16 protein-coding genes and 2 pseudogenes are annotated in these 25,690 nt (G+C 70.5%); 13 read left to right on the forward strand and 5 right to left on the reverse strand.

Going from position 1 to position 25,690, the window contains the following annotated elements:
- Together C8250_RS29785 and C8250_RS29790 are read right to left on the reverse strand one after the other, a co-directional pair.
- The gene (locus C8250_RS29785; RefSeq protein ID WP_244809442.1) at window positions 1-1,197 is read right to left on the reverse strand and encodes a PQQ-dependent sugar dehydrogenase; all 1,197 of its coding nucleotides are present in this window, start codon (window positions 1,195-1,197) and stop codon (window positions 1-3) included.
- Window positions 1,198-1,445: 248 nt separating this feature from the next.
- Window positions 1,446-2,494: pseudogene (locus C8250_RS29790) on the reverse strand (aldo/keto reductase).
- Between the two features lie 87 nt (window positions 2,495-2,581).
- Between C8250_RS29790 and C8250_RS29795 the strand changes: the two are divergent.
- The 7 genes from C8250_RS29795 (at window position 2,582) to C8250_RS29825 (ending at window position 12,947) form a co-directional block, all read left to right on the forward strand.
- Window positions 2,582-3,535 (forward strand): 2-hydroxyacid dehydrogenase, encoded by a 954-nt coding sequence (locus tag C8250_RS29795; protein ID WP_138358730.1) that lies wholly within the window; start codon window positions 2,582-2,584, stop codon window positions 3,533-3,535.
- Between the two features lie 267 nt (window positions 3,536-3,802).
- A complete protein-coding gene (locus tag C8250_RS29800) occupies window positions 3,803-6,643 on the forward strand; it encodes an EAL domain-containing protein (protein WP_244809871.1) in 2,841 nt (946 codons plus the stop codon).
- 197 nt (window positions 6,644-6,840) lie between these two features.
- Window positions 6,841-8,718, forward strand: a complete 1,878-nt coding sequence (locus tag C8250_RS29805; protein WP_138358734.1) for an acetolactate synthase large subunit — start codon at window positions 6,841-6,843, stop codon at window positions 8,716-8,718.
- Between the two features lie 31 nt (window positions 8,719-8,749).
- Window positions 8,750-9,277, forward strand: coding sequence for an acetolactate synthase small subunit (gene ilvN, locus C8250_RS29810; protein WP_138358736.1), 528 nt, complete (start codon window positions 8,750-8,752; stop codon window positions 9,275-9,277).
- Between the two features lie 123 nt (window positions 9,278-9,400).
- Window positions 9,401-10,402: a ketol-acid reductoisomerase gene (ilvC, locus tag C8250_RS29815; protein ID WP_138358738.1), complete on the forward strand. Its 1,002-nt coding sequence runs from the start codon at window positions 9,401-9,403 to the stop codon at window positions 10,400-10,402.
- A 235-nt stretch (window positions 10,403-10,637) separates the two neighbouring features.
- Window positions 10,638-12,230: a phosphoglycerate dehydrogenase gene (gene serA, locus C8250_RS29820; RefSeq protein ID WP_138358740.1), complete on the forward strand. Its 1,593-nt coding sequence runs from the start codon at window positions 10,638-10,640 to the stop codon at window positions 12,228-12,230.
- A 132-nt stretch (window positions 12,231-12,362) separates the two neighbouring features.
- Window positions 12,363-12,947, forward strand: a complete 585-nt coding sequence (locus C8250_RS29825) for a Uma2 family endonuclease (RefSeq protein WP_138358742.1) — start codon at window positions 12,363-12,365, stop codon at window positions 12,945-12,947.
- A gap of 29 nt (window positions 12,948-12,976) precedes the next feature.
- On the opposite strand, the pseudogene C8250_RS44515 reads toward C8250_RS29825, so the two are convergent.
- Window positions 12,977-14,208, reverse strand: a pseudogene (locus C8250_RS44515) (helix-turn-helix domain-containing protein).
- Between the two features lie 135 nt (window positions 14,209-14,343).
- Between C8250_RS44515 and C8250_RS29840 the strand changes: the two are divergent.
- Window positions 14,344-15,273 carry a proline dehydrogenase family protein gene (locus C8250_RS29840; RefSeq protein ID WP_138358746.1) on the forward strand — a complete coding sequence of 310 codons (930 nt, stop codon included), beginning with the start codon at window positions 14,344-14,346 and terminating at the stop codon, window positions 15,271-15,273.
- Between the two features lie 121 nt (window positions 15,274-15,394).
- Entirely contained in the window at window positions 15,395-17,023 is a 1,629-nt protein-coding gene (pruA, locus tag C8250_RS29845; RefSeq protein WP_138358748.1) for an L-glutamate gamma-semialdehyde dehydrogenase, read from the forward strand.
- Window positions 17,024-17,503: 480 nt separating this feature from the next.
- Here the strand turns inward: pruA and C8250_RS29850 are convergent, their stop codons facing one another.
- Window positions 17,504-19,096: a metallophosphoesterase family protein gene (locus C8250_RS29850; RefSeq protein WP_138358750.1), complete on the reverse strand. Its 1,593-nt coding sequence runs from the start codon at window positions 19,094-19,096 to the stop codon at window positions 17,504-17,506.
- 130 nt (window positions 19,097-19,226) lie between these two features.
- On the opposite strand from C8250_RS29850, the gene C8250_RS29855 reads away from it, so the two are divergent.
- Both C8250_RS29855 and C8250_RS29860 read left to right on the forward strand, forming a co-directional pair.
- Window positions 19,227-20,264, forward strand: a complete 1,038-nt coding sequence (locus C8250_RS29855; RefSeq protein ID WP_138358752.1) for a 3-isopropylmalate dehydrogenase — start codon at window positions 19,227-19,229, stop codon at window positions 20,262-20,264.
- A 243-nt stretch (window positions 20,265-20,507) separates the two neighbouring features.
- Window positions 20,508-21,596 carry a branched-chain amino acid aminotransferase gene (locus C8250_RS29860; protein ID WP_138358754.1) on the forward strand — a complete coding sequence of 363 codons (1,089 nt, stop codon included), beginning with the start codon at window positions 20,508-20,510 and terminating at the stop codon, window positions 21,594-21,596.
- Window positions 21,597-21,684: 88 nt separating this feature from the next.
- On the opposite strand, the gene C8250_RS29865 is transcribed toward C8250_RS29860, so the two are convergent.
- Window positions 21,685-23,112 (reverse strand): cytosine permease, encoded by a 1,428-nt coding sequence (locus C8250_RS29865; protein WP_138358756.1) that lies wholly within the window; start codon window positions 23,110-23,112, stop codon window positions 21,685-21,687.
- Between the two features lie 133 nt (window positions 23,113-23,245).
- On the opposite strand from C8250_RS29865, the gene ureA reads away from it, so the two are divergent.
- Together ureA and C8250_RS29875 are read left to right on the forward strand one after the other, a co-directional pair.
- Complete coding sequence (gene ureA, locus C8250_RS29870; protein WP_244809444.1) at window positions 23,246-24,112, forward strand: urease subunit gamma; 867 nt, start codon at window positions 23,246-23,248, stop codon at window positions 24,110-24,112.
- Window positions 24,000-25,682 (forward strand): urease subunit alpha, encoded by a 1,683-nt coding sequence (locus tag C8250_RS29875; protein ID WP_244809873.1) that lies wholly within the window; start codon window positions 24,000-24,002, stop codon window positions 25,680-25,682. Before ureA ends, C8250_RS29875 begins: the two co-directional genes overlap by 113 nt.
- Window positions 25,683-25,690 lie beyond the last annotated feature (8 nt).

Raw genomic sequence — 25,690 nt, forward strand, 5'->3', positions numbered from 1 at the left:
TCAGCCGACCTTGAGCCGCAGAATGCGGTCGTCGCCGGGCTTGGGGGTGCCCCGCCCGTCCGTGTTGCTCGTGGTCAGCAGCAGGGTGCCGTCCTCCACGGTGACCACGGTACGCAGCCGCCCGTAGGTTCCTGTGAAGAACGCCTGCGGGGCCGCGGCGGCCTTCGTGCCGTCCAGCGGGATGCGCCACAGCCGCTCGCCCTTCAGCGAGGCCATCCAGATGCAGCCGGCGGCGTAGGCGATGCCGCTGGGGGAGGCATCGTCGGTGTGCCACTGCGCGACGGGGTCGACGTACCCCGCGCGGTGCGCCTGGCCCTCGACGACCGGCCAGCCGTAGTTCTTGCCCGGCTCGATGAGGTTCAGCTCGTCCCAGGTGTTCTGCCCGAACTCCGCCGCCCACAGCCTGCCCTGGGCGTCCCACGCCAGGCCCTGCACATTGCGGTGGCCGTACGAATAGACCACGGAGTCGGCCTCGGGGTTGCCGTGCGCGGGCTGCCCGTCCGGGGTCATCCGCAGGATCTTCCCGCCCAGCGACGTCTTGTCCTGGGCCAGCGGCTGGTTCCCGCTCTCACCGGTCCCGGCGTAGAGCATCTTGTCGGGGCCGAAGGCGATCCGGCCGCCGTTGTGGTTGGTGCCGCTGGGGATGCCGCGCAGGATCGTGTCCGGCGCCCCCAGCTGCTGGCCGACGGGCCGGGACGGGTCGTAGAGCATGCGCGCGATGCGGTTGTCGTCGGCGGTGGTGAAGTACGCGTACACCAGCTTGTCCGCGCCGAACGACGGGGAGATCGCGAGCCCGAGCAGCCCGCCCTCGCTGCCCGGCGTCCCGCCGGCCACCCCCGGCACCGAGCCGACCTCGGTGGTCTTCCCGGTGGCCGGATCGGTCCTGAGGATCTTCCCGGTGTTCCGGGAGGCGACCAGCAGGGCCCCGTCCGGGAGTTCGGCCACTCCCCAGGGCGTGGTGAGGCCGGTGGCGACGGTCCCGGTCACGGTGGCGGTACCGGTCGCGGGAGCGGCGGACTCGGAATCCGACGGCTCGGCGGTCGCCGTGGGAGCGGCGGCGGTGGAGGTGGCGGGCCGTGACGTGGCCGGCGGCTCCGGCACCGCGCCGTCGGGGGAGGAGCAGCCCGCGAGCAGCGCGGCGGCGAGCACGGACGTCACGGCGGTCACGGTGGTCGCGGTGGTGGTACGGCGGTGCACGGTGGGTCCTCCCTCGTGGTGTCCCGCGGCGGCATCACCGGGCTCCGCCCCGCGATGCCGGCCTGGGACTCGGGGACGACCCCCGGGAAATTGCAGCACACAACGGGCCCACAGCGCCCGGCTCTTCGCGGTTCCCATGGCCCGCCTCCGGTTGTCGTCGGTCCGCCCGCGGCCCCCGCGACCCGGTCGCCCGCCGCCTCTCCCGCCCGTCCGTCCCAGTCTCCCGCCCGCCCGGCGAGCCCGCACCGTCAGTCCCAGGAGCCCCGTACGGCGGGCAGCCCGGCGATCTCCGCGAAGTCCGCCGGCTCCAGGCGCAGCGCCGCCGCCCCCGCGTTCTCCGCCGCCCAGCGCTCGGTCTTGGTGCCCGGCACCGGGACCACCGCGGGATTTCCCCCTGGCCCAGCACCCAGGCGAGAGCGACCTGGGCCGGAGTCGCGCCGTGCCGTCCCGCGATCCGCCGCAGCCCCGCCACGATCGGCTGGTTGGCGGCCATCATCTCGGCCGTGAACCGGGGGTGCCGGGCCCGCAGATCGTCCGGCTCGAAGCCCTGTCCCGGGGTGAGGGTGCCGGTGAGGAAGCCGTTGCCGAGCGGCATCGCCGCCATGAACCCGACGCCGCGCGCCGCGCACCACGGCACGAGCGCCTCCAGCGCCTCGGTGGACCACACCGACAGCTCCGCCTGCACACAGCTCACCGGGAAGACCTGCTGCGCGCGCACCAGCTGCCGGATCGTTTCCTCGTGCATCCGCCCGCCCGTCTCCCGCCGCCACCCCTCTGAGGATGCGCTGCGCGCGCCCCCCTTATTGGTACGCCGGTTTCCGCGCGCCCCGACCGCGCACAGCCCCAGCGAACGCACCTTGCCCGCCGCCACCAGCTCCGCCATCGCGCCCCAGGTCTCCTCGACCGGGACCTCCGCGTCGATCCGGTGCAGCTGGTACAGGTCGATGACATCGGTCTGCAGCCGCCGCAGCGACGCGTCGCAGGCCCGTTTGACGTAACCGGGCCGCCCGTTGGCCACGATGTGCTGCTCGCCCACCAGCAGACCGCACTTGGTGGAGACGAACACGTCCTGACGGCGCTCCCGCAGCACCCGCCCGACCAGCAGTTCATTGGTGAAGGGCCCGTACATGTCGGCCGTGTCCAGCAGCGACGTCCCGCTGTCCAGCGCCGTGTGCACCGCCCGCAGGGACCCCTCGCCGTCCTGCCGCGAAGCGCTGTACGCCCAGCTCATGGGCATGCATCCCAGGCCCACGGCGCCCACTTCGAGAGCTGCTGCACCGATTGTCCTGCGCTCCACCTGGCCTGCCCTCCTCACAGCGCCCCAACAGGGGCGTGGACCAAGGTAACGTCCCCCTCGGACAGTGCATCGCATAGCCTCCTGACCATGGCTGACACGTTGCTGAACCACCGGCCCCAGGTCTGGCTGCCCATCGCGGCCGAGGAGATCGGCCCGCTGCCCACCGACCTGGACTACGTCTTCTGGGACGGCGCCGACGCGTACCCGGCGGACCCGTCGACCGCCGCGTTCTACGTCGTCCCGTACATGAAGGGGGCGGAGGTCGCCGCCCGGCCGCTGCCCCGGATGACGGGCCTCCGCGTCGTACAGACCCTGAGCGCCGGCACCGACCAGGTCGCCGGGCATCTCGGGCACCTGCCGCCCGGCGTACGCCTCTGCAACGCCCGCGGGGTGCACGAGGCGAGCACCGCGGAACTCACCCTCGCGCTCACCCTCGCCTCGCTGCGCGGCATCCCGCGCTTCGTCCGCGGCCAGGACGCCGAGGAGTGGCACGACGGCTTCTACCCCGCGCTCGCCGACAAGAGCGTGCTGATCATCGGTTACGGCTCGATCGGCAGTGCGATCGAGGACCGGCTCACCCCGTTCGAGTGCGACGTCGTACGGGTCGCCCGCACCGCGCGCCCCTCCCCGCGCGGCCCGGTGCACGCCCTCGCCGAATTGCCCGAACTGCTGCCGGAGGCCGATGTGGTGGTGCTCAGCACCCCGCTGACCGAGGCGACCAGAGGGCTGGTGGGAGCGGAGTTCCTGTCCCGGATGAAGGACGGCGCACTCCTGGTGAACGTCGCGCGCGGGCCCGTGGTCGACACCAAGGCGCTGCTCGCCGAACTGGAGTCCGGACGACTGCGTGCGGCACTCGATGTCACGGACCCCGAACCGCTGCCCGCCGGACACCCGCTGTGGCACGCTCCGGGCCTTCTCATCAGCCCGCACGTCGGCGGCAGCACCTCCGCGTTCCTCCCGAGGGCCAAGCGGCTGCTGCGCGCACAGTTGTTCCGTTTCGCCACAGGGGAGCCGCTGAGCAACCTGGTCACCACCACCTGACGTCGCAGGTGGAGGGCGTGCGGCACCCGGTGACTGCACTGCGTGGTGGTGATCTCCCTTGCGGTTACGCTGTGTAGAGGAACTATGTCCCTGAGTGACGAGTCTGGTGTATCGTCCCGACCGGGGGACGCGTCACGGATGCCCATGGGTTGACGGCGGCGCGCGAAAGGTCAGCAAGCGAGGGGGGCGACGGGTGATGCACGGCCAATGGCGAGACGACCTGACGCGGTGCAGCGGCGCACCGCGACAGCGATACGGGACCACACGGTGAGCTCGACCGGGGCGGTGATCGCTCAGCCACCCGCCCACACCGGCCGGGCGGCGCTCGTGCCGCAACTCCTGGTCGCCGTGCTCTGCGGAGGCTACGCGACCGGCGCCGCGGTGGGCTGGGGATCGGCCTGGATCGCCGACATCATGGGCGACTTCGGGCTCGCCGCCGCCGCGGCCGCGGCCAGTGTCTCCTCGTTCGTCTACGCCCGGACCCTCGCCGGCCGCCAGCGGCCCACCTGGTTCCTGTTCGCCGGCTCGTCCGCGATGGTGGCGCTCGGCAACGGCACCTGGGGCTGGTACGAGGTGGTGCTGGACGGCACGCTGCCGAAGACCTCGATCGCCGACTTCTTCTTCCTGCTCTTCGCCCCGCCGGCGATCATCGGTCTGCTGATGCTCGCCAAGCGCCCGGTCACCCGGGCCGGCTGGGTGTGCCTGGCGCTGGACGCCTGGCTCGTCGGCGGCTCGCTGCTCACCCTGGCCTGGAGCCTCGCGCTCGCCAACGACGCGAGCCTGAACGGGCTCAGCGCCGCCCAGGCCGCGCTGCGGCTCGCCTACCCGCTGCTCGACATCGCGCTCGCCAGCATGGTGCTGGCGCTGCACTTCCGGCGCTCCCCGGCCAACCGCGTCGCGGTCAACACCGCGATCGCCGCCCTCGCGCTGACCGTGCTGTGCGACGCGCTGTTCCGCTCCCCGCTCTGGCGCGAGCACTACCAGTCCGGCCACATCCTGGACGCCGGGTGGTTCGCCGGCAGCATGCTCCTCGCCTACGCCCCCTGGGCGGGCCGGCGGGACGCCGCCCGGCTGGAGCCGCGCTCCCGCGCGCACTCCAGCCGCAAGGTCGCCGGCTCGCTGGCCGCCCTCGTCCCGTACCTCGCGGCGGGCGTCTGCACCCTCGGCATCCTGTACAACGTGATCAGCGGCCGGAAGACCGACCATGTGGTGCTCTTCACCGGCTGCACCGTCGTCCTCGCGCTCGTCGTCCGCCAGGGCATCATGCTGCTCGACAACATCTCCCTCACCCAGGAACTGGCCCAGAAGGAGAACCACTTCCGGTCCCTGGTGCAGGGCTCCAGTGACGTCATCATGATCGCCGCGCCCACCGGCGTGCTGCGCTACGTGAGTCCGGCGGCCCGGGGCGTGTACGGGCGGGACGCCGAGGACATGGTGGGCACCGAGCTCGCCTCGCACATCCATCCCGAGGACCTGGGGCGGGTGGTGCACGAGGTCCGCAGGTTTCTCGCCGCCTCGCCCGCCGCGGAGCCCGCTACGCGCATCGAATGCCGGATCCGCGCCGGCCGCGGCCGGGACGGCGGCGGCTGGCTCAACGTCGAGTCCAGCGTCAACCGCTACCAGGGCGGGCTGATCTTCAACAGCCGCGATGTGACCGAACGGGTGCGATTGCAGGCCCAGCTCCAGCACAACGCCTCGCACGACCCGCTCACCGATCTGCCCAACCGGGCCCTGTTCACCGAGCGGGTGAGCCGGGCCCTCGGCGGCCGGCGCAGCGGCGACGGCGAGGCGGCGGTGCTCTTCGTCGACCTCGACGGTTTCAAGGCGGTCAACGATACGGTCGGCCACCAGGCCGGCGACGAGCTTCTCGTCCAGGCGGCCCGGCGGCTCCAGGAGTCGGTCCGGTCCGGGGACACGGCGGCACGATTGGGCGGCGATGAATTCGCCGCCCTCATCTGTGGCGGGAGCGCCGACCGGCAGCTCCGGGAGTACCAGATCCACGAGATCGCCGACCGGCTGCGCTCCGCGCTCTCCGAGCCGTACCGCGTGGAGTCCGGCGAGGTGCGGGTCGCGGCCAGCATCGGGGTCGCCTTCGCCGAGCCGGGGATCACGCCCAGCGAGCTCATGCGCAACGCGGACCTGGCGATGTACCGCGCGAAACAGGCGGGCAAGGGCCGGGTCGAGATGTACGCGCCCCAGATGCAGGCCGACGTGGTGCGCCGCGCCGAGCTGGCCACCCGGCTGCGCAACGCCCTGCACGACGGGGAGTTCACCCTGCTGCACCAGCCCGTCGTCGAGCTGCGGACCGGCCGGGTGGCGGCCGTCGAGGCGCAGGCCCGCTGGCGCTCCGCGCAGGGCATCCTCTTCACCCCCGCCGAGTTCCTGCGGGTGGCGGAGGACACCGACCGCACCGCGGAGCTGAGCCGCTGGCTGCTGCAGGAGGCGGTCGAGCAGGCCGCGCTGCGGCACGGCTCGGGCCATGCCGTGCCGGTGGCCGTCCGGATGTCCGTCCGCCGGCTGATGCACCGGGACCTGCCGCTCGGCAACATCGAGACGCTGCTGAGCCGCCATGAGCTGCCCGCCGGCGGACTGGTGCTGGAACTGACCGACAACGACCCGCGGATCTCCCTGGAGGAGCTGGAGCGCAGGCTCTCGGCGCTGCGCCGGCTCGGCGTGCAGATCGCGCTGGGCGGCTTCGGCACCGGATACGCCGCGATGACCGCGCTGCGCACCCTCCCGGTGGACCTGCTCAAGATCGACCGCAGCTTCGTGGAAGGAATCGTCGAGTCCGCCCGGCTGCACAAGATCACCGCGGGCATGCTGCGGATCGCCGAGGACCTGGGCATCCGCACCGTGGCGGACGGGGTGGACCGGCCCGAGCAGGTGATCGCGTTGCGCGCCATGGGCTGTACGCACGGCCAGGGCATGGCCTTCTCCGGTCCGCTCGACGAACACCGGCTGAGGGGCTCGCTGGCCCGTGGCGGCTACCCGGTACCTCATGGTTCCATCGCCCTGACCGGCGGCCCACTGCCCGTGCGGCACACCGGAAGCACCGGAACGGGTGATCCCCTTCGCTCAAATGCTGAGACGCCCGTCCCACCCGCTTGACACTCCGAGGGGTCCAGGGGGAGGGTCGTGTCCATGCGCACCCGAATTCTCGTACTTGGAAAGCGCGTCGGCTGACCGAGGCCCACCATCGCCTTGGAAAACGCACCGACGCGCTCCCCTCGCTTGCCTGACGGCACGAGGGGTTTTTTGTTGCCTGGCACCCAGAAGAAACTCATCTTCGAGAGAAGAGAACGCAGATGACCGAGCAGGCCACCGGGGCCCCCCATCCGCAGCAGCGGGCCCGCAGCGGGGGACAGCAGCCCACCACTCCCGAGCGCATGACGGGCGCGCAGTCCCTCATTCGTTCGCTCGAGGCGGTCGGCGCCGACACCGTATTCGGTATCCCTGGCGGTGCGATCCTGCCGGCCTACGACCCGCTGATGGACTCCGTCAAGGTCCGCCACATCCTGGTCCGCCACGAGCAGGGGGCCGGCCACGCCGCCACCGGCTACGCGCAGGCCACCGGCCGGGTCGGCGTGTGCATGGCCACCTCGGGTCCGGGCGCCACCAACCTCGTCACGCCGATCGCCGACGCCCACATGGACTCCGTCCCGCTGGTCGCGATCACCGGCCAGGTCGCCTCCAAGGCGATCGGCACCGACGCCTTCCAGGAGGCGGACATCTGCGGCATCACGATGCCGATCACCAAGCACAACTTCCTGGTGACCAAGGCCGAGGACATCCCGCGGACGATCGCCGAGGCGTTCCACATCGCCTCCACCGGCCGTCCGGGCCCGGTCCTCGTCGACATCGCCAAGGACGCGCTGCAGAACCAGACGACCTTCTCCTGGCCGCCGCAGATGGACCTGCCGGGCTACCGCCCGGTGACCAAGCCGCACGCCAAGCAGATCCGTGAGGCCGCCCGGCTGATCAACGAGGCCAAGCGTCCGGTGCTGTACGTCGGCGGCGGCGTCATGAAGGCCCGCGCCACCGCAGAGCTGCGGATCCTGGCCGAACTGACCGGCGCCCCGGTCGTCACCACGCTGATGGCGCTCGGCTCGTTCCCCGACAGCCACCCGCAGCACGTCGGCATGCCCGGCATGCACGGTGACGTCACCGCGGTCACCGCGCTGCAGAAGTCCGACCTGCTGATCGCGCTCGGCGCCCGCTTCGACGACCGGGTCACCGGCCGGCTCGACACCTTCGCCCCGTTCGCGAAGATCGTGCACGCCGACATCGACCCCGCCGAGATCGGCAAGAACCGCGCCGCGGACGTGCCGATCGTCGGCGACGCCCGCGAGGTCCTCGCCGACCTGATCGTCGCGGTCCAGGCGGACCACGAGGCCGGCCACAAGGGCGACTACGCCGACTGGTGGAAGGACCTCAACCGCTGGCGTGACACCTACCCGCTGGGCTACGACACCCCGGACGACGGCAGCCTCTCCCCGCAGCAGGTCATCGAGCGGATCGGCCAGCTGGCCCCCGAGGGCACCCTGTTCGCGGCTGGCGTCGGCCAGCACCAGATGTGGGCCGCGCAGTTCATCAAGTACGAGAAGCCCAACACGTGGTTCAACTCCGGCGGCGCCGGGACCATGGGGTACGCGGTGCCCGCGGCGATGGGCGCCAAGGCCGGCGTCCCCGGCGCGACCGTCTGGGCGGTCGACGGTGACGGCTGCTTCCAGATGACCAACCAGGAGCTGGTCACCTGCGCGCTCAACAACATCCCGATCAAGGTCGCCATCATCAACAACGGCGCCCTGGGCATGGTCCGCCAGTGGCAGAACCTCTTCTACGGCGAGCGGTTCTCCAACACCGTGCTGCACGCCGGTGAGACCAACTCCGACAGCGGCTCGACGGTCGGCGTCGGCTCGACGGTGAACCGCGGCACCCGCGTCCCGGACTTCGTCAAGCTGTCCGAGGCGATGGGCTGCGTGGGTCTGCGCTGCGAGAGCCCGGACGAGCTGGACGCGGTCATCGCCAAGGCCAACTCGATCAACGACCGCCCGGTGGTCGTGGACTTCATCGTCCACGAGGACGCCATGGTGTGGCCGATGGTCGCGGCCGGTACCTCCAACGACGAGATCCTGGCCGCCCGCGATGTCCGCCCGGACTTCAGCGACGGCCAGGAAGACTGAGGCGCAGGACCGAGAGAAGGAACGAAGCGACATGTCCAAGCACACGCTCTCCGTCCTGGTGGAGAACAAGCCCGGCGTCCTCGCCAGGATCACCGCGCTGTTCTCCCGCCGCGGCTTCAATATCGACTCCCTCGCGGTGGGCACCACGGAGCACCCCGAGATCTCCCGCATCACGATCGTCGTCAACGTGATCGACGAGCTGCCGCTGGAGCAGGTCACCAAGCAGCTCAACAAGCTGGTCAACGTTCTGAAGATCGTAGAACTGGAGCCCGCAGGAGCCGTTCAGCGTGAACTCGTTCTGGTGAAGGTGCGGGCCGACAACGAGTCCCGTTCCAAGATCGTCGAGATCGTCCAGCTGTTCCGCGCCAAGACCGTTGACGTCTCTCCCGAGGCCGTCACGATCGAGGCCACCGGCGGCGCCGACAAGCTCGAAGCGATGCTCAAGATGCTGGAACCCTTCGGCATCAAGGAGCTGGTGCAGTCCGGCACCATCGCCATAGGGCGTGGCGCCCGGTCCATCACCGACCGCTCGCTGCGGGCCCTCGACCGCTCCGCGTAGTGACAGCGCACCGCGTGGCCGCTCCGGCGGCGACGCGGTACCGCATAGCGAGACCGACAAGCTTTCTTCCGCCCACCGGACGTACTGTGTGGGCAATCCACCAGAACCAAGGAGATATCCCAAGTGGCTGCCGAGCTGTTCTACGACGACGACGCCGACCTCTCCATCATCCAGGGCCGCAAGGTCGCGGTCATCGGATACGGCAGCCAGGGCCACGCCCACGCGCTGTCGCTGCGTGACTCCGGCGTCGACGTGCGCGTCGGCCTGCACGAGGGTTCCAAGTCCAAGGTCAAGGCCGAGGAGCAGGGCCTGCGCGTCGTCTCCGTCGCCGAGGCGGCCGCCGAGGCCGACGTGATCATGATCCTGGTCCCGGACCCGCTCCAGGGCAAGGTCTACGAGGAGTCCATCAAGGACAACCTCAAGGACGGCGACGCGCTCTTCTTCGGTCACGGCCTCAACATCCGCTACGGCTTCATCAAGCCGCCGGCCAATGTCGACGTCGCCCTGGTCGCCCCGAAGGGCCCGGGCCACCTGGTCCGCCGCCAGTACGAAGAGGGCCGCGGTGTCCCGTGCATCGCGGGTGTCGAGCAGGACGCGACGGGGAAGGCGTTCGCGCTCGCCCTCTCGTACGCGAAGGGCATCGGCGGCACCCGCGCCGGCGTCATCAAGACCACCTTCACCGAGGAGACCGAGACCGACCTCTTCGGTGAGCAGGCGGTCCTCTGCGGCGGCGCCTCCGCGCTCGTCAAGGCGGGCTTCGAGACCCTCGTCGAGGCCGGCTACCAGCCCGAGATCGCGTACTTCGAGTGCCTCCACGAGCTCAAGCTGATCGTGGACCTCATGTACGAGGGCGGCCTGGAGAAGATGCGCTGGTCGGTCTCCGAGACCGCCGAGTGGGGCGACTACATCACCGGCCCCCGCATCATCAACGACCAGACCAAGGTCGAGATGAAGAAGGTCCTCGCCGAGATCCAGGACGGCACCTTCGCCAAGAACTGGATGGCCGAGTACGAGGCCGGTCTGCCGAAGTACAACGAGTACAAGAAGGCCGACCAGGACCACCTGCTGGAGACCACCGGCAAGAAGCTCCGCAAGCTCATGAGCTGGGTCGACGACGAGGCGTGAGCCTCATCGGGTGCGGGGCGGTCGCAGTGGCCGCCCCGTACCTTGTCCACGGCGTACAGCCACGTGCGGGTGATCCTTCCACCAAGGCACAAGTCGCGCTCGGCGGCGCCGATACACTGCAACTACAAAGCGCGTCAGGCTCACAGCGTCGTGCGTCTTCCACGCGGCATGCCATCCCCTCCCTCCCTGGAGCGTCCGCGGGACCGGCCGCCCACGAAGGACAAGTGAGGACCACGTGAGCCAGAAGCCTGTCGTACTCATCGCCGAAGAGCTGTCGCCTGCCACTGTCGACGCACTGGGGCCGGATTTCGACATCCGGCACTGCAACGGCGCCGACCGGGGTGAGTTGCTCTCCGCGATCAAGGATGCCGACGCCATCCTGGTCCGCAGCGCCACCAAGGTGGATGCGGAAGCCATCGCCGCCGCGCCCAAGCTGCGAGTCGTCGCCCGCGCGGGCGTCGGTCTGGACAATGTCGACGTGTCCGCCGCCACCAAGGCCGGCGTGATGGTCGTCAACGCCCCGACCTCGAACATCGTCACCGCCGCCGAGCTGGCCTGCGGCCTGCTCATCGCCACCGCCCGTAACATCGCGCCGGCCAACTCGGCGCTGAAGAACGGCGAGTGGAAGCGGAACAAGTACACCGGCGTGGAGCTGGCCGAGAAGACCCTCGGCGTCGTCGGCCTCGGCCGCATCGGCGCGCTGGTCGCCCAGCGCATGTCCGCGTTCGGCATGAAGATCGTGGCCTACGACCCCTACATCCAGCCCGCTCGCGCGGCCCAGATGGGTGTCAAGATCCTCAGCCTGGACGAGCTGCTGGAGGTCTCCGACTTCATCACCGTCCACCTGCCGAAGACCCCCGAGACCCTCGGCCTGATCGGTGACGAGGCCCTGCACAAGGTCAAGCCGTCGGTCCGGATCGTGAACGCCGCGCGTGGCGGGATCGTGGACGAGGAGGCGCTCGCCTCGGCCCTGAAGGAGGGCCGCGTCGCGGGTGCCGGCCTGGACGTCTACGCGAAGGAGCCGTGCACCGACTCCCCGCTCTTCCAGTTCGACAACGTGGTGGCCACCCCGCACCTGGGCGCCTCCACCGACGAGGCGCAGGAGAAGGCCGGCATCGCCGTCGCCAAGTCCGTCCGCCTCGCGCTCGCCGGTGAGCTCGTACCGGACGCGGTCAACGTCCAGGGCGGCGTCATCGCCGAGGACGTACGTCCGGGCCTGCCGCTCGCCGAGAAGCTCGGCCGGATCTTCACCGCGCTGGCCGGCGAGGTCGCCGCCCGCCTCGATGTCGAGGTCCGCGGTGAGATCACCCAGCACGACGTGAAGGTGCTCGAACTCTCCGCGCTCAAGGGCGTCTTCGAGGACGTCGTCGCCGAGACCGTCTCCTACGTCAACGCGCCGCTGTTCGCCCAGGAGCGCGGTGTCGAGGTCCGGCTGACCACGTCGAGCGAGTCGCCCGACCACCGCAACATGGTCACGGTGCGCGGCACTCTGACGGACGGCACGGAGGTGTCGGTCTCCGGCACGCTGGCCGGTCCGAAGAACATCCAGAAGATCGTCGCCGTCGGTGACGAGGACGTGGACCTGGTCCTCGCCGACCACATGGCCTTCCTCCGCTACACCGACCGCCCCGGCGTCGTCGGCACGGTCGGCCGCATCCTCGGTGAGGCCGGCGTCAACATCGCGGGCATGCAGGTCGCCCGCGCGGCCGTCGGCGGCGAGGCCCTCGTGGCCCTGACCGTCGACTCCTGCATCCCGCCGGCCGCCCTGGCCGAGATCGCCGAGGAGATCGGCGCCACGTCGGCCCGCGCGGTGGACCTCACGGACTGACCGCAGGTCACCGACCGACCGAGGTCACGACGTCAGCGACGAAGCCGCCCTTCACTCGTATGAGGGGCGGCTTCGTCATTCCCTCCCGCTACGCTGAACGCTGCGGACAGAATCCCGTCGATGGGAGGAATCATGACTGCCGAACCGCTTCCGGCCTGGGCTTTCCCGCCCCCGGGCGGGTTCACCGCGGACGACCTCGACCGTATCCCCGATCTCCCGCCGCACACAGAGCTGATCGACGGGAGCCTTGTCTTCGTGAGTCCGCAGAAGTATTTCCACATGCTGGCCGTGGATCTGTTGAGCACTTTCCTGCGACAGGCGGCCCCGGAGAAGTTCCGTGTACTGCGCGAGATGACCATTACCGTGAGCAGGAGCAATCGCCCTGAACCCGATATCTCGATCGTCCGGGCCGAGGCCGTGTCGGAATCGGCGAATGAAACCGGTTATCAGGCCTCGGACGTCGTTCTCGCCGTCGAAGTCGTCTCGCCCGAATCCGAGGACCGGGACCGCAAGCGCAAGCCCCAGCTCTACGCGGAAGCGGGTATCCCGCACTTCTGGCGGGTGGAGAAGGGTGAGGGCCGGCAGCCGGTCGTCTACGTCTACGAGCTCGACACGATGACCCATACCTATGTTCCGTCGGGCATCCACCACGAGCGGCTCAAGGTTCCCGTCCCCTTCACCATCGATATCGACCTCACCGAGATCGACCGTCTCTAGGCTTCCCGCAAGACGGCACATCCGGCCGATCACAGCCGCGCGGCCTTCAGCGCCATGTGGAGCAGCAGCCGGTCCTCGCCCTCGTCCAGGTCGAGGCCGGTGAGCTGCTCGATGCGGGAGAGGCGGTAGTAGAGGGTCTGCCGGTGGATGGCGAGGGCGGCGGCCGTGCGGCCCGCCTGGCCCGCGCAGTCCAGGTAGACCTCGGCGGTGCGGGCCAGCTCGCGGTGGGACGGCTCCAGCAGCGGGCGTACGGCGGGGTCGGCGGAGGAGCCGCCGGGGAGCGCCGAGAGCATGCGGTACGGGCCGAGGCCCGCCCAGTCGGCGACCGGCGCGAGCCGGGGCTGGGCCCGTGCCGCGCGGGCCGCACCGGTCGCCTGCCGCCATGCCTCGGACAGTCCGTCCAGCCCGCGGGCCGGCTCGCCGATACCCGCCACCGCGCCGGGCGAGCTCGAGGTCTCCAGCAGCCGGGCGGCGGCGGTGCGGGCGGGGGGGAGAGGTGCTGGACGGAGCGGAGCCGGACGAGCACGGCGAGCGGGTCGGCGGCCGGGACCGGGCCCGGGGTGGGCGGCCCGTGGGCCGGGACCCGGCAGAGGGCTGCGGCGCCCGGGATCGAGCGGATCCCCGGCAGTTCCGCCGAACCGTCGTCCGCGCCGTCGGCGGTATCCGGCCCGGCGCTGCTGTCCAGAGTGGGCGGGGCCGTCCAGCCAAGAACGCACACCAGCGCGTGCACCTCGTCCGCGTCCGGGCCGAGCGCCGCGCTCAGCGCGTCCCGCGCGGCCTCGCGCCGCTGGCCGGGGCCCGCCGTCAGTGCCGCACGCAGTTCACGGCCGACATCGGCGCCCGCCCGGGACTCGGCGGCCAGCCGGTCGCCGATCCGGTCGCAGACCTCCATCGCGGCGACGAGCCGCGGATCGGGATCCGGTCCGGCGTCCGAATCGTCGAGCAGCCACACATAGCCGTGCACGATGCCCCGATGGCGCACCGGCAGGCAGATCCGGCCCCGGACGACGCCTGCGTCAGGCGCGGCGGGGATGCGCACCGGGCCGGTGGCGCGGGCGATGCCGAAGCGTTCGAACCAGGACCGGACCTCGGCCGTCGAGCGCCGGGTCAGGATCGACCGGGTGCGGACGGGGTCCATCGCACCGTCGTCGCTGTCGTGCGCGCCGAAGGCGATCAGCCGGAAATCCCGGTCCTCCAGGGTCGCGGGCGCGCCGACGAGAGCGGACACCTCGTCGACCAGTTCCTCGTAGTCACCTCGCACCCCGCCATTGTCTCTTACATCTGTATGAGGGATGCCGCACGGATGCGTGACAGGTGTCGATGGTTCACGGGGTAGGTGAACCCTAGATTTCGCGGTGTCGCTGCCTGTTCATGCTCTGATCCTGAAGGAGCCCCCGTGCTCGGTCCCGTGTTGCTCGCCGCCTCGCGCAGCGACCGCATGCGTCGCATCGTCGCCGCCGCGCCGATCACCCGTCCCGTGGTGAACCGTTTCGTCGCCGGCGACGAACTGCATCCCGCCATGGACAACGTCCGCGAGCTCACCGCCTCCGGCCTGGAGGTCACCCTCGACCACCTGGGCGAGGACGTCACGGACGAGGCCACCGCGCACGCGACCCGCGACGCGTACCTGAGCCTGCTGCGGGCGCTGGAGACCGAGGGCCTCGGCACCCGCGCCGAGGTCTCCGTGAAGCTGTCCGCGTTCGGGCAGGCGCTGCCGGACGGCGGCCACGACATCGCGCTGGAGAACGTCCGCGAGGTCGCGGAGCTCGCCACCGCGATCGGCACCACGGTCACCCTCGACATGGAGGACCACACCACGGTCGACTCCACCCTGGGGATCCTCGCCGAGCTGCGCAAGGAACACCCCGACACCGGCGCCGTCATCCAGTCGTACCTGTTCCGCACCGAGGACGACGCCAGGAAGCTGGCCGTCGCCGGCTCGCGCGTGCGTCTGGTGAAGGGCGCCTACAAGGAGCCCGCGAGCGTCGCGTTCCAGTCCAAGGCCGAGGTCGACAAGGCGTATGTGCGAGTCCTGAAGATCCTCATGGCCGGTGACGGCTACCCGATGATCGGCTCGCACGACCCGCGCATGATCGCCATCGCCCAGGAGCTGGCCGCGCGCTACGACCGCAAGCCCGGCAGCTACGAGTTCCAGATGCTCTACGGCATCCGCACCGCCGAGCAGCGCCGCCTCGCGCACGACGGCGAGCGCATGCGCATCTACGTGCCTTACGGCGCAGACTGGTACGGATACTTCATGCGCCGCCTCGCGGAGCGTCCGGCCAACCTCGCCTTCTTCCTCCGTTCCTTCCTCCCCAGCCGCTGAGCCCACCCGTCACCCGCCGCCACCCTTCCAACGAGCGCTGCGCGCGCCCCCTTCACTCTCAACCTCGCTGAGTAACCCTCATCCCCGCTGCGAAACCCTCACCCCAAAGGAGCGCACCTCGATGGATGCTGTGACCCAGGTCCCCACGCCGGTGAACGAGCCGATCCACTCCTACGCCCCGGGATCCCCCGAGCGCGCCCGGCTCGAAGCGAAGCTGAAGGAGCTGGCCGGCAATCCGATCGACCTGCCGATGACCATCGGCGGCGAGCAGCGGATGGGCGGCGGCGAGCGCTTCGACGTCGTGCAGCCGCACAATCACAGCGCCCGCATCGGCACCTACGCCAACGCCACCGCCAAGGACGCGCAGGACGCCGTCGACGCCGCCCTCGCCGCCGCCCCGGCCTGGCGCGCGCTCTCCTTCGACGACCGCGCCGCGATCATCCTGCGCGCCGCCGACCTGCTGTCGGGCCCGTGGCGCGAGACGCTCGCCGCCTCGACGATGCTCGGCCAGTCGAAGACCGCCCAGCAGGCCGAGATCGACTGTCCGTGCGAGCTCGTCGACTTCTGGCGCTTCAATGTCTCCTTCGCCCGGCAGATCCTCGCCGAGCAGCCGATCAGCAGCGCCGGCGTGTGGAACCGCAGCGACCACCGGCCGCTGGAAGGCTTCGTCTACGCGATCACGCCGTTCAACTTCACGGCCATCGCGGGCAACCTGCCGACCGCCCCCGCCCTGATGGGCAACACCGTCGTGTGGAAGCCGTCCCCGACGCAGACGCACGCCGCCGTGCTGCTCATGCGCGTGCTGGAGGCAGCCGGCCTCCCCAAGGGCGTCATCAACCTGGTGACCGGTGACGGCATCGCCGTCTCCGAGGTGGCGCTCACCCACCCGGACCTGGCCGGCATCCACTTCACCGGCTCGACCAAGACCTTCCAGCACCTGTGGAAGACGGTCGGCACCAACATCGAGAACTACAAGACGTACCCGCGTCTCGTCGGCGAGACCGGCGGCAAGGACTTCGTCGTCGCCCACCCCTCCGCCGACCCGGCGATCCTGAAGACCGCGCTGACCCGTGGCTCCTTCGAGTACCAGGGCCAGAAGTGCTCGGCCTCCTCCCGCGCCTACATCCCGCGCTCCATCTGGGAGAACGGCTTCAAGGAGGAGTTCGCGGCCGAGGTCGACGGCATCACCATGGGTGACGTCACCGACCTGTCGAACTTCATCGGCGCCGTCATCGACGAGCGTTCCTTCGCCAAGAACAAGGCGGCCATCGACCGCGCGAAGTCCGACCCGACGATCGAGGTCGTCGCCGGCGGCACCTACGACGGCTCGGTCGGCTACTTCGTCCGCCCGACCGTCCTGGTCTCGACCGACCCGGCGAACGAGATCTTCCGCGACGAGTACTTCGGCCCGATCCTCGGCATCTACGTCTACGACGACGCCGACTTCGACACCATGCTCGCCCAGATGGAGTCGGTCTCGCCGTACGCCCTCACCGGCTCGATCATCGCCCAGGACCGCGCCGCGGCCGTCGACGCGATGGAGAAGCTGCGCTTCGCCGCCGGCAACTTCTACATCAACGACAAGTCGACCGGCGCCGTCGTCGGCCAGCAGCCCTTCGGCGGTGGCCGCGCCTCGGGTACGAACGACAAGGCCGGCGCCGCGTCCAACCTGATGCGCTGGACGTCCACCCGCTCCATCAAGGAGACGCTGGTCCCGCCGACCGACTACCGGTACCCGCACCAGGGCTGATCAGGCCCTTAGCGGCCCCACCGCGGGCCGACGCAGACCGCCGCCCCCGTATTCCGGTCCCCATCCGGATGCGGGGGTGGCCTGCGTTCGGGTGGTCTCCGTCTCAGATAGTAGGAAGTCCGAGTAACTGTGGAGACATAACGGCCGCGCTGACCTAGCTTTGTAGATGCCGAACGAATCGCTCCACCAGCGATCGGCGGATGCGAACCAGCGCCCTTCACGCAGGTCACCCCCTGCCGCGCACGTTCCCCGCCCCGTTCTATGGCGACAACCATCTCCTTGATCTTCCTTTGGAGCTGATCACCATGGACGAGACCGCACGCGAGAACGCGATGAAGGCACTGCAGCGCTCGCTCGACCGCCGGGACAACGGCGGCAGCACGGGCCACGAGGCTCGTTAGCTCGGCGCGCAGCCAACAACGAAGCGGTCCTCAAGCGCCGGACGGGCTTTTCAGCCCGTCCGGCGCTTGAGGATGTTGCTCAGCGAGCCTTGCGCGCCACCGTGAAGTGGTCGACGCGCTCACCGGTCTCCGCCAGCGCGGACACCGTCAGCGTCGACGTCCGGCCGGACGACGCCGGCTCGACCTCGACCGCGATGAACGAGTAGCCCGTGTAGCGGACCCGGGACCAGGCGACGGTCTCGGTGACCTTGCCGCCGCCCTTGGCCGAGTGCCAGGTGGTGACGGAGTCGACGTTGTGCTCGTGACCCTCGTACGAGTCGGGCGCCGGGAAGTCGTAGAGGCTGCGGCCCGCGCCGCCGGCCGTCACGTAGACGACGCCGTCCTTCTCGGGATGCACCGTGTCGCCGATGGCGACCGGCTTCGAGACCTTGCCGCCGCGGATCGCGTCGGTGCGCTCGTAGACGTGGTTGTGGCCGTTGACGACCAGGTCGACCTGGTGCTTCTCGAAGAGCGGCACCCACTTCTCCTGCACACCGCCGTCGGAGGCGTGCGAGTTGGTGGTCGAGAAGGCGCAGTGGTGGAAGAAGACCACGATGAAGTCGATGCCGCGCTGCCTGCGCAGCTCACCGAGGCGCTTGTCCAGCCACGCGGTCTGCTTGCCGGCGCTGATGTCGTAGTTGGCCGGGATCTCGTACGAGACGTCGTTCGCGTCGAGCGCCACCACAGCGGTGTTGCCGTAGACGAAGGAGTACGCGCCCGGCTGGTTCTTCGCGTCCGGGCCGTTGCCCGGCAGGCTCCAGCGCGCTTCCTGGCCGCCGTAACCGTTGGGGGAGTACCAGGCCTCCATGTCGTGGTTGCCGGTCGTCACCATCCACGGGACACGGGCCGCGACGGACTCGGTCTGGGCCAGGAACTGGTCCCAGGTCCGCGCGTCGTAGACGGAGGAGTCGGACTGCTGGCCGGAACCGGCCGGGTCGGCGTAGCAGATGTCGCCGGCGTGCAGGTGGAACGCCGGGTTCTGCGCCAGGATCAGGCTGTCGTTGGCGAGCGCGTGGTAGCTGACGCCCTGGTCGCCGAAGGCGGTGAAGGTGAACCGCTCACCGCTGCGCGCGGGCGCGGTGGTGAAGGTGCCGATGGTGCCGAACGCCTGGCCGGCGGCCGGGTCGAAGCCCTCGTGGCCCACACCGTAGTAATAGGTCGTGCCGGGGTGCAGCCCGTCCAGCGCCGCGTGCAGGTAGTACTGGTCCACCGGCGGCAGCTTGCTGTTGAGCAGCTGCGGGGTGTGCAGCGCGCGGACCTCGGCCTGGATCTTGTGGCTGAGGGCCCAGGGCTTGAGGCCCACCCGGATGAACGGCTTCTTGACGGCCAGCGGGACCTGCCAGGAGACCCGGAACTGGGTCTTGGGGTCCGCGCCGAAGGCGAGGTGGCGCCCGAAGGGGGCGACGAGGGAGCCGCTGACGTGATGCCCGGTCGCGGGCTTGCTCAGCAGCGTGGGGGAGGCGGCGGCCGCGGTGCCGCTCAGCAGTCCGGCCCCCGCCACCGCACCGGCGGCAGCGACGGTGCCGCGCATGACCCCGCGGCGGGTCAGCCGGGAGCGCAGGTATTCATGCTGTTCGGCCATGCTCATCCGGTCGGCGAGCTTGTCCGCAATACCCATACGTGGTGTGTCCATGCCGCGCAATCTCGCATTGCCGTTCGACACTTGGTCGTACTCCGGATGAACGGTGCATGGCGACCCTCCCATATGTCCGTCATGCGGACACCATGTGTCATTCAATGGGACGCCGAGTAGGGTTTCCGCCATGTCTCGCACCCTCAGCCTCGCAGTGATCCCCGGTGACGGAATCGGCCAGGAGGTCGTGGCCGAAGGCCTCAAGGTCCTTGCCGCCGCCCTCCCTTCGGACGTGAAGCTGGAGACGAAGTCCTTCGATTTCGGCGCCAAGCGCTATCACGCCACGGGTGAGACGCTCACCGAGGACGATCTGACGCAGCTCAAGGAGCACGACGCGATCCTGCTCGGCGCGATCGGCGACCCGTCCGTGCCGTCCGGAGTGCTGGAGCGCGGCTTCCTGCTGAAGCTCCGCTTCGCCTTCGACCACCACGTCAACCTCCGCCCCAGCAGGCTCTTCCCCGGCGTGGCCACCCCGCTGGCCGGCAGCCCGGACATCGACTTCGTCGTGGTCCGTGAAGGCACCGAGGGCCCGTACACCGGCAACGGCGGTTCCATCAGGACCGGCACCCCGCACGAGGTGGCCACCGAGGTCAGCCTGAACACCGCGTTCGGCATCGAGCGCGTGGTGCGTGACGCCTACGCCCGCGCCCAGGCCCGCCCGCGCAAGAAGCTCACGCTGGTCCACAAGAACAACGTGCTGGTCTACGCCGGCCACCTGTGGACGAACATCTTCAACAAGGTCGGCGAAGAGTTCCCCGACGTGACCACGGACTATCTGCACGTGGACGCGGCGACGATCTTCCTCGTCACCGACCCCGCGCGCTTCGACGTGATCGTCACCGACAACCTCTTCGGCGACATCATCACCGACCTCGCCGCCGCCGTCTCCGGCGGCATCGGGGTCGCCGCCAGCGGCAACATCAACCCCAGCGGCGATTTCCCGTCGATGTTCGAGCCGGTGCACGGCTCCGCCCCGGACATCGCCGGCCAGAGCAAGGCCGACCCGACCGCGACGATCCTGTCCGTGGCCCTGCTGCTCCAGCACCTGGGCTACGCCGACGAGGCCGCCCGCGTCGAGAAGGCCGTGCACGCGGACCTCGCCGAGCGCTCCGCCCCGCGCAGCACGGTGGAGGTCGGCGACGCGCTGGCCGCCCGAGTAGCCGGCTAGCGCCCGCCCGTCTCCCGCCACCGCCCTTCCAGGGAGCGCTTCGCGCGCACCTACCCCTCTGGCCCCCCTGGGCCAATCCCCCGGCCGGGTGCGACCATCGACCCCGGGCCGCACATTTATGCCGATGGCCCCATCGCTGCGATAATCAGCGGTGGGGCCGCTGTGCGAGGGGAAACTCGGACGTCCAAGCACTGGGACGGCGGGTGCGGTCCGCCATGACCTCACGGTGAAGGACACGCAGACATGACGACGACGCCCACGATCGAGCTCAAGCCTTCCTCGCACCCGCTGTCCGACGCGGAGCGCGAGGCGATCCTCGCCAACCCCGGGTTCGGCCGCCACTTCACCGACAACATGGTGACGATCCGGTGGACCGAGGGCCGTGGCTGGCACGACGCGCAGCTCGTGCCGTACGCCCCGCTCTCCATCGACCCGGCGAACATGACGCTGCACTACGCGCAGACGATCTTCGAGGGCCTGAAGGCGTACCGCCAGCCCGACGGCACGGTCGCCACCTTCCGTCCCGAGGCCAACGCCAAGCGCTTCCAGGACTCCGCGCGCCGGCTGGCCATGCCCGAGCTGCCCGTCGAGACGTTCATCGAGGCCGTGGACGCGATCGTCGGCCAGGACAAGGCGTGGGTGCCCAGCGCGGGCGAGCAGTCGCTCTACCTGCGGCCGTTCATGTTCGCCACCGAGGTCGGGCTGGGCGTCAAGCCGGCCAACGAGTACCTCTTCATGGTGATCGCCTCACCGGCCGGCGCGTACTTCGCCGGCGGCGTGAAGCCGGTCTCCGTCTGGCTCTCCGAGGAGTACGTGCGCGCCGCGCCCGGCGGCACCGGCGCCGCGAAGGCCGGCGGCAACTACGCCGCGTCCCTCATCGCCCAGGCCCAGGCCATCGAGCACGGCTGCGACCAGGTCGTCTGGCTGGACGCGATCGAGCGCAGCTGGATCGAGGAGATGGGGGGCATGAACCTGTACTTCGTGTCCGGCAACAAGATCCTCACCCCCGCCCTGACCGGCTCGCTGCTCCCCGGCATCACCCGCGACTCGCTGCTGAAGATCGCCGCGGACCTGGGCTACGACGTCAACGAGGGCCGGATCTCCGTCGAGGACTGGAAGCGCGGCTGCGCCGACGGCACCATCACCGAGGTCTTCGCCTGCGGCACCGCCGCCGTGATCACCCCGGTCGGCTCCGTCAAGTCCACCCGAGCCGACTGGACCGTCGCCGACGGCAACCCCGGCAAGGTGACGATGAAGCTCCGCGAAGCACTCCTGTCCATCCAGACCGGCACGGCCCCGGACCCCCACGGCTGGATGCACCAGCTCGGCTAGGACCCGCACATCTTCGGCCAGGTTGTGCCCACCCGTTCCGCAAGGCGGAACGGGTGGGCACAACCGACCACCGGCCCGCACGGGCTTGTCAGACCTGCTGCACGAGCGCCCGCTCCGTTTCCTTCGCCGGAAGCGGATGCGGGCGTTTGGCGTTCAGCGCGAGATACGCGCCGGCCGTGACAGCCGCCGACAGCAGGAAGCTGAAATCGATGCCGCCGGTCCACGAAACGAGCGGTCCGCTGTAAAGCGGCGTATCCACGGCCAGGAGGCCGATCACCGCGCCGGAGGCCCAGGCGGCGGTAGCCGCGACGTTCCAGCCGCCCCGGTACCAGTACAGCCCCCCACGCGTCCCCCGGTTGAAAACCTGCAGCGCATCGGTGTCGTAGCGGCCTCGAACCCGCACGAACCCCAGCAGCGTCACCACCGCCCAAGGCGTCCCCACCGCCGTCAGCAACAGCACGAACGACGTCATCGCGTCCTGCGCCGCCCACGCGAAGTGCCCCAGGAAGACCAGTGCGGTGGAGAAGGCCGCCACGACGTACGTGGCCTGCGTCCGGGACGCGCGGGGCAGGATCGCGTCCAGGTCGAGGCCCATGCTGTAGAGCATCAGGCCGGCGTTGCCGACCGAGCCCGCCGAGGCGTTGGCCAGCAGTAGCGCGAGGTACCAGGCGGGGGCGGCGGCCACCAGCGGGCCCGCGTAGTCGTCGGCGGCGCCGACGGCCAGGGCGGTGAACGTGCCGAACAGCTGCGGCACGAGGAGCCCGACGACCAGGCCCAGACAGGTGGACCAGAAGACCTTGCGCTGACTGAAGCGGCGCGGCGAGATGTAGCGCGTGTAGTCGCCGAGCAGCGTGATGAAGGCGATGGGCCCGCTCAGCCCGGCGGACACGGCCGCGAGCAGCCAGGTCGGCCAGAAGCCGCCGAGCAGGTACGTGGAACCTTCCACCGGTGAGGTGGTGAAGCTGCCGGCGTAGGCGATGAAGCCGATGAGCAGCAGCACGGTGAGGCCGACGGCCAGGGCGCGGCTGAGCCGCAGCAGCATCCGGTAGCCGAAGACGGCGGCGGTCGCGGTGCAGGCGGCGAGGGCCGCGTAGACGACGGCGTAGCTCGCCGCGCCGGTCGGCAGGCCGAAGAGCCGGTTGAGGCAGCCGACGACGGCGTCGCCGCCGACCCACAGGGTCAGGGCGGTGTAGCCGAGCGAGAGCAGCAGGCCGATGACCGATCCGAGCAGCCGGCCGCGTACCCCGAAGTGGGCGCCGCTGCTGGTGGAGAGGTTCGTGGCGCTGCGCAGCGATACGAGGGCGAGCGGCGCGGTCAGCAGCGTGCCGACCAGGGTGCCGGCCGCCAGGGCGCTCACCGAGGCCCACCAGCCGAGGCCGAAGGAGACCGGCAGCCAGCCGAAGACGATCACTCCCAGGGCGAGATTCGACCCGAGCAGGATGCTGACCAGATCGCGCGGGCCGCTGGTGCGCTCCTCGTCCGGAACGGTGTCGACTCCGCGTTGCTCGATCTGCATGGGCGGTCTCCCTACGGGGTTCCTGTCGTCTTTGAACGCCATTCAATGTCTCCCACCTATGGCCTACGGTCAATACTTCCCGTCGACGGGATGAATTGTTAGAGTGGTGTTCTAACCCTTCGAGAGGCGCGACATGCGACTGACCCCGACCGAGCGGGACCGCCTGCTGCTGTTCGGTGCCGCCGAGCTGGCGCGGGCCCGCCGGGCCCGCGGCCTGCTGCTGAACGTGCCGGAGGCGACCGCGCTCATCGCCGACACCGTCTGCGAGGCGGCCAGGGACGGCCGCCGGCTGGCCGAGGCCATCGCCGCGGGGAAGGCGGTCCTCGGGCCCGAGGACGTGCTGCCCGGGGTGGCCGACGTGGTCAGGGAGGTGCACGTCGAGGCCGTCTTCGACGACGGCTCCCGGCTCGCCGTGATCACCGCGCCGATCGGCGGGGGATCGCTCGGCGACGACGCGCCCGGCGCCGTACTGACCGGCCCCGCGGTCCCCGATCGGGCTCCGTCCGTGACGGTGAGCGTGCACAACACCGCGACCGTGCCGATCAGCGTGACCTCGCACTTCCACTTCTTCGAGGCCAATCCGCGGCTGGACTTCGACCGGTCCGCCGCCTACGGCATGCGGCTCGCCGTCCCGGCGGGCTCGTCGGTGCGCTTCGGCCCGGGGGAGTCCGCGCCGGTGGGCCTGGTGCCGATCGGCGGTGCCCGGGTCGCGATCGGCTTCGCGGGTCTGGTGGACGGCCCGCTGGACGCGCCCGGTGCCCGCGAGGAGGCCCTGCGCAGAGCCGCGGCCTGCGGCTACCTCGGCACCCAGCCCCCGACCCCCACCCAGCCCCCGACCCCCACCCAGCCCCCGAACCCGACCCGTTGGAGGACGGCTCATGACCGGAATCGACCCGCGCGAATACGTGGCGGTGCACGGTCCCCGCGCCGGGGACCGGGTGCGGCTGGGCGACTCCGGGCTCGTCATCCGCGTCGAGTCCGACGCGCAGTTGCCCGGTGACGAGTTCCTGGCCGGCTTCGGCAAGACCGCCCGCGACGGCATGCACCTCAAGGGCGCCGCGGTCCGCGACACCTGTGACGTCGTGATCAGCAACGTCGTGGTGATCGATGCCGTCCTCGGCATCCGCAAGGTGTCCATCGGCATCCGCGAAGGCCGGATCTCCTCGATCGGCCGGGCGGGCAACCCGGACACCCTCGACGGGGTCGATGTCGTCGTCGGGACCGGCACCAGCATCGTCTCCGGCGAGGGCCTGATCGCGACGGCCGGATCCGTGGACACCCACGTCCATCTGCTCTCGCCGCGGATCATGGAGGCCTCGCTGGCCTCCGGCGTCACGACGATCATCGGCCAGGAGTTCGGCCCGGTGTGGGGTGTCGGCGTCAACTCGCCCTGGGCGCTGCGGCACGCGTTCAACGCCTTCGACGCCTGGCCGGTCAACATCGGCTTCCTGGCCCGCGGCTCGTCCTCCGACCCGGCTCCGCTGGTGGAGGCGCTCGCCGAGGGCGGCGCCTCCGGCTTCAAGGTCCACGAGGACATGGGCGCGCACACCCGCGCGCTGGACACCGCGCTGCGCGTCGCCGAGGAGCACGACGTCCAGGTGGCGCTGCACAGCGACGGCCTGAACGAGTGCCTGTCGGTGGAGGACACCCTCTCCGTCCTGGACGGCCGCACCATCCACGCCTTCCACATCGAGGGCTGCGGCGGCGGGCATGTCCCCAACGTCCTGAAGATGGCGGGCGTACGGAACGTCATCGGCTCGTCCACCAACCCCACGCTGCCCTTCGGACGGGACGCGGTCGCCGAGCACTACGGCATGATCGTCTCGGTCCACGACCTCAAGCCCGACCTGCCGGGCGACGCGGCCATGGCCCGTGACCGGATCCGCGCCGGGACGATGGGCGCCGAGGACGTGCTGCACGACCTGGGCGCGATCGGCATCACCTCCTCCGACGCCCAGGGCATGGGCCGCGCCGGCGAGACCGTCCGCCGCACCTTCCAGATGGCCGGGAAGATGAAGGCCGAGCTGGGGCCGATGGAGGGCGACGGGCCCGCCGACGACAACGCGCGCGTGCTGCGCTACATCGCCAAGCTCACCATCAACCCCGCCATCGCCCACGGCCTGGCCCACGAGGTCGGCTCCCTCGAAGTCGGCAAACTCGCCGACATCGTCCTGTGGAAGCCGCAGTACTTCGGCGCCAAGCCGCAGATGGTCCTCAAGTCCGGCTTCCCCGCCTACGGCGTCACCGGCGACCCGAACGCGGCCACCGACGACTGCGAACCCCTCGTCATCGGCCCGCTGTTCGGAGCGCACGGCGCGACCGCGGCCGATCTGTCGGTCGCCTTCGTCGCCCGTGCCGCGGTCGAGTCCGCGAACGACCGGATGCCGACCCGGCGCCGCCGGGTGGCGGTGCGCGGCACCCGCGGTATCGGCCCCGCCGACCTGCTGTTCAACTCGCGCACCGGCCAGGTCGACGTGAACGGCAGCACCGGCCTGGTCACCCTCGACGGTGACCCGCTGCGCTCGGAACCCGCCGACCAGGTGTCCCTCAGCCGCCTGTACTTCTTGTGACAAGGATC

The organism is Streptomyces sp. So13.3 (genome assembly GCF_005860785.2).
Lineage (GTDB): Bacteria > Actinomycetota > Actinomycetes > Streptomycetales > Streptomycetaceae > Actinacidiphila > Actinacidiphila fildesensis.

Bases quoted from the DNA above. Each gene is read 5' to 3' on its own strand.
- C8250_RS29795 (WP_138358730.1), top strand. From the start codon at position 2,582: ATGGCTGACACGTTGCTGAACCACCGGCCCCAGGTCTGGCTGCCCATC.
- C8250_RS29805 (WP_138358734.1), top strand. From the start codon at position 6,841: ATGACCGAGCAGGCCACCGGGGCCCCCCATCCGCAGCAGCGGGCCCGC.
- ilvN (WP_138358736.1), top strand. From the start codon at position 8,750: ATGTCCAAGCACACGCTCTCCGTCCTGGTGGAGAACAAGCCCGGCGTC.
- C8250_RS29825 (WP_138358742.1), top strand. From the start codon at position 12,363: ATGACTGCCGAACCGCTTCCGGCCTGGGCTTTCCCGCCCCCGGGCGGG.
- pruA (WP_138358748.1), top strand. From the start codon at position 15,395: ATGGATGCTGTGACCCAGGTCCCCACGCCGGTGAACGAGCCGATCCAC.
- C8250_RS29850 (WP_138358750.1), bottom strand. From the start codon at position 19,096: ATGGACACACCACGTATGGGTATTGCGGACAAGCTCGCCGACCGGATG.
- C8250_RS29855 (WP_138358752.1), top strand. From the start codon at position 19,227: ATGTCTCGCACCCTCAGCCTCGCAGTGATCCCCGGTGACGGAATCGGC.
- C8250_RS29860 (WP_138358754.1), top strand. From the start codon at position 20,508: ATGACGACGACGCCCACGATCGAGCTCAAGCCTTCCTCGCACCCGCTG.
- C8250_RS29865 (WP_138358756.1), bottom strand. From the start codon at position 23,112: ATGCAGATCGAGCAACGCGGAGTCGACACCGTTCCGGACGAGGAGCGC.
- ureA (WP_244809444.1), top strand. From the start codon at position 23,246: ATGCGACTGACCCCGACCGAGCGGGACCGCCTGCTGCTGTTCGGTGCC.